The 11,599-nt window shown below is 40.2% G+C and carries 6 protein-coding genes; 2 read left to right on the top strand and 4 right to left on the bottom strand.

The window, feature by feature from the left end:
- Window positions 1-96: 96 nt before the first annotated feature.
- The 3 genes from DESYODRAFT_RS20840 to DESYODRAFT_RS20850 are packed head-to-tail and all read right to left on the bottom strand — an operon-like array spanning window position 97 to window position 4,631.
- The gene (locus DESYODRAFT_RS20840) at window positions 97-1,551 is read right to left on the bottom strand and encodes a sigma-54-dependent transcriptional regulator (RefSeq protein WP_007786127.1); all 1,455 of its coding nucleotides are present in this window, start codon (window positions 1,549-1,551) and stop codon (window positions 97-99) included.
- A 3-nt stretch (window positions 1,552-1,554) separates the two neighbouring features.
- A complete protein-coding gene (locus DESYODRAFT_RS20845; protein WP_007786129.1) occupies window positions 1,555-3,687 on the bottom strand; it encodes an ATP-binding protein in 2,133 nt (710 codons plus the stop codon).
- A complete protein-coding gene (locus DESYODRAFT_RS20850) occupies window positions 3,684-4,631 on the bottom strand; it encodes an ABC transporter substrate-binding protein (protein ID WP_242833499.1) in 948 nt (315 codons plus the stop codon). The genes DESYODRAFT_RS20845 and DESYODRAFT_RS20850 overlap by 4 nt, the downstream gene beginning before the upstream one ends.
- A gap of 535 nt (window positions 4,632-5,166) precedes the next feature.
- On the opposite strand from DESYODRAFT_RS20850, the gene DESYODRAFT_RS20855 reads away from it, so the two are divergent.
- Window positions 5,167-7,077: an LTA synthase family protein gene (locus DESYODRAFT_RS20855; RefSeq protein ID WP_242833500.1), complete on the top strand. Its 1,911-nt coding sequence runs from the start codon at window positions 5,167-5,169 to the stop codon at window positions 7,075-7,077.
- Between the two features lie 401 nt (window positions 7,078-7,478).
- The gene (locus DESYODRAFT_RS20860; RefSeq protein WP_007786135.1) at window positions 7,479-9,707 is read left to right on the top strand and encodes an acetyl-CoA hydrolase/transferase C-terminal domain-containing protein; all 2,229 of its coding nucleotides are present in this window, start codon (window positions 7,479-7,481) and stop codon (window positions 9,705-9,707) included.
- A 171-nt stretch (window positions 9,708-9,878) separates the two neighbouring features.
- On the opposite strand, the gene DESYODRAFT_RS20865 is transcribed toward DESYODRAFT_RS20860, so the two are convergent.
- Window positions 9,879-11,561: an IS1634 family transposase gene (locus DESYODRAFT_RS20865; RefSeq protein WP_007782527.1), complete on the bottom strand. Its 1,683-nt coding sequence runs from the start codon at window positions 11,559-11,561 to the stop codon at window positions 9,879-9,881.
- Window positions 11,562-11,599 lie beyond the last annotated feature (38 nt).

An 11,599-nucleotide genomic window follows, 5' to 3' on the forward strand; every position in this document is an offset into this window, starting at 1 on the left:
ATGTTATATAGGAAAAACGACTCGAAGAGTCGTTTTTTAGGTCAATAATTATCCTTATTTATCACCTATTTATCAGTTCACACTCGTGCCAAGATGTCACCATGACATTATGTCATGACATTGTGTCACTTCATTGCTAGCATACGATTCTATTTTGCGATATAAGTTTCGTACGCTGATGCCAAGTAATTTTGCCGCCTGGGCTTTATTTCCCTCGACTAATTTGAGAGCGGAAAGAATGTATAGTCTTTCCACCTCTTCAAGCTTAGGATTACCCTGGGTCTTTTGAATTTGAATAAAGGTTTTCACAAAATCCGAGTCGCATACCTTTTCTTGTTCAATCTGATCTCTCTCTTGTTTTAAGTCCTCCCGGTATTTCTCAGGCCATATATCTTGAGGATGAATTACATTACCTGTCGCCAAAATCTGACCACGTTTAATTAAATGCGAAAGTTCTCGAATATTCCCCGGAAAATCATAGTCTAACAACATTTCTTTAGATTTCTCAGATAGCACATACTTATCGAAACCATCTTCTTGATTGGCCGGGGATGTCTTGAGAAAATAATCTGCCAGAAGAAGGATATCGCTCTTACGTTGGCGCAGGGATGGAACGTCTAAAGAAATAGCATTTAGACGATAAAACAAATCTTGGCGAAACCGTTCCAGATTCATCTCATTCTGCAAATCCCGATTGGACGCCGCAACAATTCGCACATTAACCTGACGCAGCCGATTATCTCCAACACGTCTGAATTCCCCGGTTTCTAAAAATCGCAAGAGTTTAACTTGAATGGATAACGGCATTTCTCCGATCTCATCTAAAAACAGCGTCCCTTGATCTGCCATTTCAACAAGACCTATCTTTTTAGTTCCAGCTCCGGTAAAAGCACCTTTTTCATGACCAAAAAGCTCACTCTCAAAGAGAGTCTCGGGAATTGCTCCGCAGTTTATTGGGATATAGGCACGGTCGGCACGCGGACTCCAAAGATGCACCGCCCGGGCGATGAGTTCTTTCCCGCTCCCACTTTCTCCCTTAATAAGAGCAGTTTCATCCGTTTGAGCAACTTTCTTCGTAATAGCCAAAAGGCCTTTCAGTAAAGGACTTTCCCCGATAATCTCTAATCCAGGGGTTTGGCGGTGAAGAACTTCTCGAAGTCCTGTGTTTTCCACGAGCAGCTTGCGCTGCGCACAGGCTTTTTGCAGGGTAATTTCCAATTCGGATAAATTACAAGGTTTCGTCAGGTAATCAAACGCGCCTAACTTCATCGCCTCAATTGCGGATTCGATCGTACCATGTCCGGTCAGCATAATAATTTGCACATCCGGTTGTTGAACTTTTATTTGTTCCAAGAAATCAAGTCCATTGCCATCAGGCAACTTTAGGTCTAACAGCACCCCGTCGAAAAGATTTGCCCGCAAAAGAGCAAGCGCATCTTCGATCGTCCCTGTTTCGAGAACCTCATACCCTTTACGACTTAAACGTTTGCTAATGACGGAACGCAACTCAGCTTCATCATCCAGGATCAGGATTCGATGCTTATATATCACTGTTTAACCCCCCTTATAAGCAGGCAACGCAATACTCACGATAGTCCCCTTACCTTCTGTACTTTCTATACTTAATCGTCCATTCATACGTCGTACGATGCCGTAACTTACAAACAATCCAAGACCGGTCCCTTTGCCCACAGGTTTCGTGGTAAAGAACGGATTCAAGACATACTTTAGTTCATTTTGAGGTATACCTTGACCATAGTCTTTTACAACAAAGTAAATACTCTGACCGCTGGGATAAGTCTCTATTTCAATTAGGGCATTAGCTGGGGAAGCATCTAAAGCATTTGATACTATATTTAAGACCACTTGCTGCCATTCATTTTCATTGCCCATAATATATAGACCCGGATCCAGCCGCTTTTTAAGGGTTATATATCTTTGTTTCGCTTTATATTCTAAAAGCTTAATCATTTGAGAACTGGAAACCCCAATATCCAGTAAATTATATTCATAGGTGCGTTTGCGTGAAAATTGCAAAAGACCATTTGTAATTTGTTTGCAGCGAACAATTTGCTCAGATGTAATTCGCAGACTCTCCTTGATTTCGTCAATATCGACTTTATCCGGTTTTTCATTTAAGCAATCCAGCAAATCCTCACTGTAGGCTGAAACGATCGCCAGGGGATTATTGATTTCATGGGCAATCCCTGATGCCAAAAGCCCTAAAGTAGCCATTTTATCTGTTTCGATAACTCTGGACTCCATCTCAACCTGTTGGGTGACATCTTCCAGTATGACGAGGTATTCCGCCCCTTCACTATTTCCACTGGGAATTTGATAGTGTAGCTGCCTGAGATATTTCCGTTCCCCGTTCAAATTAAAGGAGCTCACACGACCGCTTTCGAGGAGCAAACAATCAACGTCTTCTTCACTCTGCATAACGTCTTCACAGGAAAGATTTAAATAATTGTTCTCTCCAAACCATTTCGAAAAGGTCGGATTCCACCATATGATTTGCTTATGATAGTTTAACAAAACCATGCCTGCGCCAATGCCATCGACAACCGTTCTTAAAAGCTCCTTTTCTGATTTGATGTTTTGATTTTTTTCATCCAACATCGCCATAAGTTGTTTAAATGAGTAGGCCAGTCTACCGATTTCGTCTTGAGTTGAATGAGAAATATCTGCCTGTAAATCTCCTGTTGCCCTGATTTTTTGGACTTGAGCTTCAAGGTCTTCAATTGGCCGTACCAGCCTTAGTCCAAAGACAATGCTAAGCATTGTCACCACCGCAATGGTTAGGAATAAAACCCCCCCCAAGTTCCTCGCCAGCGCATAAATCGGTTCGTACGCTTCTTTAGCAGGTTGCTCAATAAAGACTCCCCAATTAGTTTTTTCCACACGAGCAAACAACCCAATAACCTTCTCTCCTTGTTCGCCTGTATACTCATTCGGGGGATCCTCACTATTTAAAAAACTACTTACTGCCGGATTTTCTCTAATATCCTCCCGGCGCAAGACCCTGCTAAAATCGGTATGACCAATTAGGGAACCCTTTTCATCAACAAAAAAAACATAGCCTTTATGCCCTATACGCGTATCTATATATTGGGTAATCATTAATTTCAAATCAGCTTTAGCCTGAAGATATCCGAGGGGTTCACGTGTCTGCGAATCCCTTATTCCTAAGGTAATATAAAATTGAGGCCGTCGGTCTTTAGAGAAAAAAATATCACTTACAACGTAGTATTCAGGTATTGTTTCCGGGCCAATGTAATCCACATTTTTAAGATTAGCATTTGTTATGACTTCCCGCCTGGAGACTTGAACCAAAATCTTGTGGTTTTTATCCAAAATCTTAATATCCTCTAAGTAAGGTTCCTGACGCAATACGATATTCAGGATCCCCTCTTGTTCTTTATCCTTCCCTTTGATTAGGGCTGAAGAATTTACATCGGTAAGATTAGACAAACTTTCTACAATATTCGTAATTGAAACCTGGAGCTTTGTGGCAATGAGTGTAGCCTTTTGTAAGTTTTGTTCTCTAATACTTTCTTTAAACTTGTACGTTACCGTATTAAAGGTAGTCAGGGAGATAAACACCATCGGAATAATTGACATTAAGATTCCAAAAACTAACACTCTAATTTTAATATGCTGCTTCCAGGGCGTCTTTCCCGCTTTCAATGATAACCTCCTTGTCCAATCACTTCATCTGCGAAACCTAAATAAGCTTCTTCAAGAGAAATCCCTAATTTTCGAGCGACCTCTAGGTTAACCTTAAAACTTAGTTTTTCGGCTGTTTCAACAGGGATAGACTTAGGAGAATACCCAATTATGATTTTATGAACCATATGTGCGGTTTGAGCGCCTTGATTGTAATAAGACGTCCCGTAAGAGGCAATACATCCTCTCTCAATATCACTAGGGTAAACCCCAAAAACGGGCACACCCTTTAATAATGCATAGCTTGCTATCTCTTCTGTATGTGTTTCCAGAAAAGATCCCGGCATAATGAGAATAGCGTGGCTATTTTTGCTGATTTCATCAACAATTCCAGGAATATCTTGCTCGTTAGTTATGTCATACATCTTATACCTGATATTCAATGCCTGAGCTGTCTGACTAAGACCCGGCTGAGAATCCTGAAAGTAAATTGTGCGCTGATCTCCCAGAACTGCGACCTCTTCAACCTGAGGAATCAACCGTTTGAGCAGATCAAGTCTTTTCGAGATGAGTTCATAATGATAGTTATTGAGTCCTGTAACATTTGTTTCGGGGAAAACCTCGTTTTCTACCAAGCCAATGGCTATCGGAGAAAGTGTCCCCATAAAAATGATCGGCGGAGGATCGTTAAGCTTTGCTACTGTCTTTGCCAGAGAACGAGTCTCCCCCTCCCCGGAAGCAACTAAAACATTAAATTTCTTAGAGACTAATTTCTCCGCGAGCTGATCCATTTCCGTATAATCGTTTGGGGCAGTCATTACCTCATAGACAACATCCTTACCCTCTTCATAATTTAAGTTCTTCAGTTCGTCCTTAAGCCCTTCAAACTTCTCCAAACGACCCTCATTCTGAGACAGAACTCCAATTCTGATAACCTTCTCATCACCGATGGACACTTTACTCATATAAAAACCCGCTCCAATTAAGTATAATATATAAATTATATAAATAATACGTCCCAAATTCAAAGCGCCTCATCTCAGTTTTAATTTAAAGTCTATAATAACCTAGTTGGTTATTCTTCATTTTATCAGAAGTAAAAGAATATAGCACCACCTTCATTGTAATGTAAAAAATTCCATACTAATTGGATAAGAACCAAAATAATCTCTGAATAATTTGTGATTCCTGATTCTGCACCTACTCTTGCATTTTGTAATGCTATTATGATAAAGTTTGGACTTAGGAAACTAATTTAACCCATCCTATCCCAGTAATGGGGAAAACCTGCCAAAAATAGGGGGTCAAATGTTGCTTCAAAGGATTTCAAATCATAATCCCAACTTTAAATGTCATACTAGATTCCTTAATCTGAGTTTGATCACTTGTCTTCCCCTATCAATGCTCTTAGCCCTGGAGACAGCTTATAGAGGAGCATTCCCTAGTGCACTCTCCTGGATGATAAATTATCCCAAACAATTCTTGGTGAGCTATATCCTGATGTTTGGATTTATTAATTTTTTTTATATTTTGCATCGAAAACTATATCTGGTGATTGGCGTCTTATTAATTTCTCTATTATCGATTATAGGCCTGATTAGCAGACAAAAATTAGTCCTTAGAGGAGAACCCCTTCTGCCTTGGGACCTTATCCTCGGTAAAGAAGCTCTTAATATAACGAAAAATTTCAGCGGTGCTATTGAGATCATTCCCCTATTATACATAGGTGTTTCTGCAATTGTTCTTTTAGCATTTATTCGATTGATTCCTAGGGAAACTTTCAGTTGGCAAAAGAAACTAGCAACTTTTACCTTATCCTTAGCCGTGCTTGTCTCCTTTTCAACAGAAATACTATCTCTGGAAAGGACCTTTTCGCTGCGTCAGATTAACTGGAGCCAAAAACTTAACTATGACGAAAATGGTATGTTTCTGGGCTTTATTCTTAACACTGCTTATCTGACCGTTGATAAGCCGAAGGATTACGAACAGGAACTTGTAAAAGAGATCATGGACAATACAGAGCCGGCTTATGCTGTTGACCCTGACTTTAAGCCAAATATTATTTTCGTTATGAGTGAAGCCTTTTGGGATCCGACTCTGTTAAATGAAATTTCGTTTAGTGAAGACCCCCTTCCCTATTTTCGATCTCTGCAAAATGATTACACCAGCGGCATGATGCTTTCTCCAGTTTATGGAGGTGGTACGGCTAACACTGAATTCGAAGTATTAACAGGGCTGTCAACCCAATTTCTTCCTAAGGGTGTTATTCCTTATGTCGAATATGTTCGTAAACCTATCGTCGCTTTACCCGCCATCTTAAAAAAACAAGGGTATACAACAACAGCTATTCACACCTATGATAACTGGTTTTATGGCCGTAATAATGTTTATAAAAATCTTACCTTTGATAAATTCATCAGCAAAGAGTTCTTTGATCAACCCGAATACTACGGCCAATATATTCGTGATACGGAGCTTTCCAAACGAATTCTCGAAGAAATTAAGAAAACAGAAAAGCCTGATTTCGTTTATGCTATTTCTATGCAAGCCCATGGGCCATACTCTACAGAAGAAAACCCAGATAAGTTAATTGAAGTAAGCGGAAATATAAGTCCCTCATCCAAGGCTATTTTAGCAAACTATACTCAAACCATTTCCGATGTTGATCAATCCCTTAAGCTCTTAATTGAAGGATTAGAGCAGTTGAACGAACCTTCAATCGTCGTTTTCTTTGGAGATCACTTACCTATGCTGGGAACGAATTTTGACGTTTATAGTGAAGCAAATTTCTTCCGGGATGAACTTAATTACCAGGATTATTTGAATATGTACAGTGTCCCTTTTGTCGTTTGGGATAACTATTCCGGCAACAAGGAAGAACTTCGTATTTCCGCCAACTTTTTAAGTTCCTATATTTTAGAACGCACTAAAAAAACAGGAAGTCCGACGACAGACTTCCTTAATTCCCTTACGCAAAATGGTTCCAATGTCTTAATCAGTGAACATCATCAAATGAGAGAGGCCATTTCTCAGAAGGAAATTGATCAATACCAGCTGCTTCAATATGATCTTCTTTTTGGCAATGAGTATGCCTATCTCTTACAACCGGACCATAAACCCCAGCCAAATAATGATTATGTTTTAGGAGACGGTCGGGCTATTATTGTCAATGCGACACCTCCCAATACCTCTGTTATCGAAATACAAGGGGAACATTTTTTGCATGACCACAAGGTCTATGTGAACGGTCAGCTCGTTCACACCGATTTTGAAAATCCGACTTATATGACGGCCAGTCTTCCCGAGCGCTTAAATAGTCTTTCGGAACCACTTGATATCCAAATCAAGTTAACCGATAGTATGGGGAACGTTATCTCAGAATCCAATACGTTTAAACTTGACACATTTTAGACTATTTGCTCTAAAAGTCTGCATTCTTTTAAGAAATGCAACTCCCTCAGATGCCGAAAAGCACTCCTGGGGGAGTTTTTTTAGCTATTATTTAAAGAAACTTGCTCCCGATTCTTGCACAACCCTGCTCTGTAAGGAATCCGTACTAAACAGGAGTGACGCAAACAAATTCCCCACGAACTTGATCTATATCAAGTTTTGGAATAATATAAATTTATAAATAATTTAGATTATTGCTATTACATTTTTTTAGGAGTTGTGATAAAATTTAGGTGAATGAATTGTCATTCACCTAAATTTTATGTTTCTCTTGACGTTATTTGCTCTTAGGCCTAAGTAAATAACAATTAGTCTGTGATGCACTCATTTATCAATTTCTTAGATGGCAGGTGACTTTTCAAATGAAAGAAACCTCAGGAATAATCTATGACGATGTAACCAAATGTGTCGATGAAGTTATTCGCTACATAGGGAAGGATATCACCTATGCTATGACCCTTGCCCTAGGCAAACCAGTTCATTTTATCAATGAGCTTTACAGTCGGGCCAAAAAGGATCCCGAGCTGAATCTTAAGATCATTACCGCTCTTTCTCTGGAAATACCTAAAGGCAAATCTGAACTCGAACGACGCTTAATGGAACCTATTATGGATCGGGTTTTTGCCGGTGTCCCTGAATTTGACTATGTGATTGATTTCAGAGCAGGTACCCTTCCTAAAAATGTCGAAGTCTTTGAATTCTACTCTAAAGCAGGTTCTACTATCAATAATCCTGTAGCCCAGCAGCACCATTTGTCTTCTCACTACACACATGTGGTTCGAGATGCTATAGCTCTCGGAACAAACGTCTTTGGCGAGCTTATAAGTTACCAGGAAATTAACGGTAAAACCATGTATTCAATGGCCTGTAATCCAGATATCTGTCTCGAAACTATACGATTATTTAAAGAGAAACAGGCCAAAGGTGAAAAAGTCCTTGTTATAGGGGAAGCAAACAAAAAGCTGCCCTTTATGTATGGAGATGCTGTCGTAGAAGCAGAAACCTATGATATGATTCTTCAGGGCCCGCAATTTGACTACGAACTTTTCTGTCCTCCTAAAGATTCTGTTTCCCTAACTGATCATATGATTGGCATCAATGTCAGCCCCTTGATCAAAGACGGCGGCACAATCCAGGTCGGGATTGGCGCCCTGGGGGATGCAATCGTTTCGGGGCTTATTTTGCGTAATGAACATAATGCTGTATATCAGGAAATCTTGGAGAAGGCTGGTATTAAAAAGCGATATGACAAACTAATCTCCTGCTGGGGGGATACCGGTACCTTTGAAGAAGGGCTTTACGGCTCATCCGAGATGTTTGTCGATGCCTTTATGCAGATGTACAAAAGCAAGATCCTCAAACGAAAAGTCTTTGACAGCATCCCCCTTATGCAATTGATCAATGCCGGAAAGCTCGACGCCGATAACATTCCTCCGGACATCATAGATCAACTGATCGGGATGAAAGCAGTGCATAGAAAACTGAAGGCTAAGGACTTCGCTTTCCTCACGGAATTCGGAATCCTGAAAAAAGGCCTTTTCTATGAAAACTATACCATTTTTGATGGAGAGAAACGTTATTCAGCCGATATGAATGATGAGAAAAACAGACTAGAAATCAGAAAACTGCTCGGAAAAGAACTCCTTAAGGGAACCGTAATCTTGGGAGCATTCTTCCTAGGTCCGAAAGCCTTCTATCAGGCCCTCAACAACATGAGTGAAGAAGAACGGCAAGTTTTCGCTATGTCCGGTGTGGAAAAGGTCAATCAGCTTTATGGCGACGAGGAATTACGAACCTTACAACGAAAGGATGCCCGCTTCATTAATACCGGCATGGTTGCCAGCGTTTTTGGAGCCATTGCATCAGATCAACTTGAGAATGGTCAAGTTGTCAGCGGAATTGGCGGACAATATAACTTTGTGGCAATGGGCCATGTCCTGCCCGACGCTAGAATTATTATCATGATCAAAAGCACAAGAGGATCGGGCAGGAGCCTTAAGTCCAACATAGTCTTTAACTACGGCCATTGTTCTATCCCTAAACATATGAGAGATATAGTAGTAACTGAGTATGGAATTGCTGACATTCGAAGCAAACCAGAAAAAGAAGTTATTGCTGAAATGATAAACATCTCCGATTCCAGGTTTCAAAAGCAGTTAGTTGAGCAGGCAAAGAAAGCCGGAAAGCTTCCTCTGGATTATGAAATCCCGGAAGAGTATCGAAATAATTTACCGCAAAAAATCTCTGCCCTTCTTAAGCCCTATCAATCTCAAGGGCTCTTTCCTCAATTTCCCTTCGGTACGGAATTGCCAGAGGTTGACCTGACCCTAGTTAAAGCCTTGAAGGGCTTAAAAGGACTTGCTAAGGGAAATCGACTTAAACTGGTCAAAGGAATGGCGCTGGAATTATTCAGACCAATTCCTGGAACAGCGGCCCAACACTACTTGGAAAGGATGAATCTTCTCCACCCTTCTTCTATCAATGAGAGAATCATGAGAAAGATTGTCGTCTTTGCCCTTAGAAACGCCAATGTCTTTCAATCGTCTGCTTCTCTTCCTCTGCAAGCATCATCCCGCGTAGTATCCAAGTAGGGTTAACCTTCTTGCAGTATATAATGCAAGTTTATACTTTCTGCCCTAAAAAACCAAAAACACTCAAAAAACCTGTAGACCTCAAAGTCAGGCAGCTTCTCCCATTTTCACCTGGGATTCAACCATAAATTAAGCTAAAAGCCCACACGATGCGGATTTCCGAAAAAATTTCTAGACTACATCTGGCAGTCCGATCTTTTTAATGTCATAGGTATTAAGTAATCGTCGTTGGTCTTTACCAATCGTCGTCAAGGAATATCTTTTTTCTCCAGTGGGAAGAAGAATTTCTATCAAGCCAATCTTATTTAATTCGCTTAAGATCTTACGTGCCGATTTCTTCACATTCTTCCGATGGGCAATGGTTTCAAGCGCAATAATTGTAAAATAAGCTAATACACAGACATAGATATGTCCTTTGACCCTCGCTTCTTTCCTATGATACATCGGTCGAATATCTAAGTCATTCTTAATGATGCGAAAAGCCGTCTCAACCTTATTTAGGTTTTTGTATATTTTGACAAGCTTCTCGCCCTCGTAACCCTGTTCATTCGTTTGAATGACAAACGTACCGTCCAGACGTTGATCCGATTCTACTTTATCCGATTTTAGACTGTACTCCAAAACAAATCCTAAGGGGCTGTTAGTGTCTTCTTTGCCTTGAACATCAAAATATTTGCCTGTTTTGTTTTGCTTTAAGATCGCGCCGACCTTTTTCATCGCTTCATCGCGTGTCTTAATACGGCTTTTTTTATCCTCAATTAAGGTCTTGTTTAAGGTATTGAGCCCTTCTTTAATAGCCTCTATACAATGATTTCGGTACTCTGTATCATCAGTTCTCTTCTGAGTATTTAGACATAACAGGAACCTTTGACCATCAATGGGAGGCAAAAACCGAACAAAGAGATTGTCCTGAATCTCCTGCATCTGAGTTTCATCGATAGCAATATCTATGAGGTATTTCTTGCTCCAGGCCCTCGGAATCGCCATAACGTATTTCTGTTCCAGGCCGATAATCGCTTTAATATTTTTGTCGCTTAACATTCCTCTATCCCCGACAAAAATGAATTCTTTGATCTGGTAGGTATTCTTTAGTTCCTCCACAATTCTTGGCACAGTCGTTTTATCGGAAGTATTACCCGAGTAGATGTTACATTTAATTGGAAACCCGTCCGGGGTAGTAACTAGGCCGATAACAAGTTGTTCCCGATCACCTCTGTGGTCACGAGAATACCCGTAGTCTGAGATGATACATTGATGACCTTCAAAATAAGAACTGGTAATATCGTAGTAAAGCTCCTGCATGTTCTGGTGGAAAACTAATTTGGCAAAATCATAAAGACACTGCTCTACGACAGGATAATTATCGTTTAAAACCTCAAGAGAACGGTAAATCGTTTGTAGATCAGGGACCTTCTCACCATCGAGAAGAAAATGGCGAACGGGAGTAGCATCGAGCCACTCCGTCAAAGCCAATTTACTATCGGGTTGAATAATACGCTGAAAAATCATGGTCATCAGGCAGGTTAATGCCGTGTCAATCGTAATATGTTTATCCTTTGAAACAAAGTGTTTCTTAAAAAGAGGGAACATCTTAAGTCTTTCAAAGATAGAGTGAATCAAGAAAAAGGAACCATAGGGTACTGCACTCAAAAAATCCACTTTATTAATGTTGGTAAACGAATCAAAATCCTTAGAGAATACAATTTTAAGTTTTTCAGCAATCTCTAGGTCTACACTACCAAAGTATAAAATTCGTTTATGTTTTACCTTGCCGCCTTCGCGGTAAGCCTCAACTAATTCGGCAAAATAATAAGTTTTCCCGCCCTTGGTACGTGGCGTAACTTTTACAAACAAGGTGATCCCTCCTCATAGGTCTACACTACAATTATAAG

The organism is Desulfosporosinus youngiae DSM 17734 (assembly GCF_000244895.1).
GTDB lineage: Bacteria > Bacillota > Desulfitobacteriia > Desulfitobacteriales > Desulfitobacteriaceae > Desulfosporosinus > Desulfosporosinus youngiae.

Excerpts from the sequence above, each read along its gene's own strand:
- DESYODRAFT_RS20850 (WP_242833499.1), bottom strand. The coding sequence starts at position 4,631 with ATGAGTAAAGTGTCCATCGGTGATGAGAAGGTTATCAGAATTGGAGTT.
- DESYODRAFT_RS20855 (WP_242833500.1), top strand. The coding sequence starts at position 5,167 with ATGTTTGGATTTATTAATTTTTTTTATATTTTGCATCGAAAACTATAT.
- DESYODRAFT_RS20860 (WP_007786135.1), top strand. The coding sequence starts at position 7,479 with ATGAAAGAAACCTCAGGAATAATCTATGACGATGTAACCAAATGTGTC.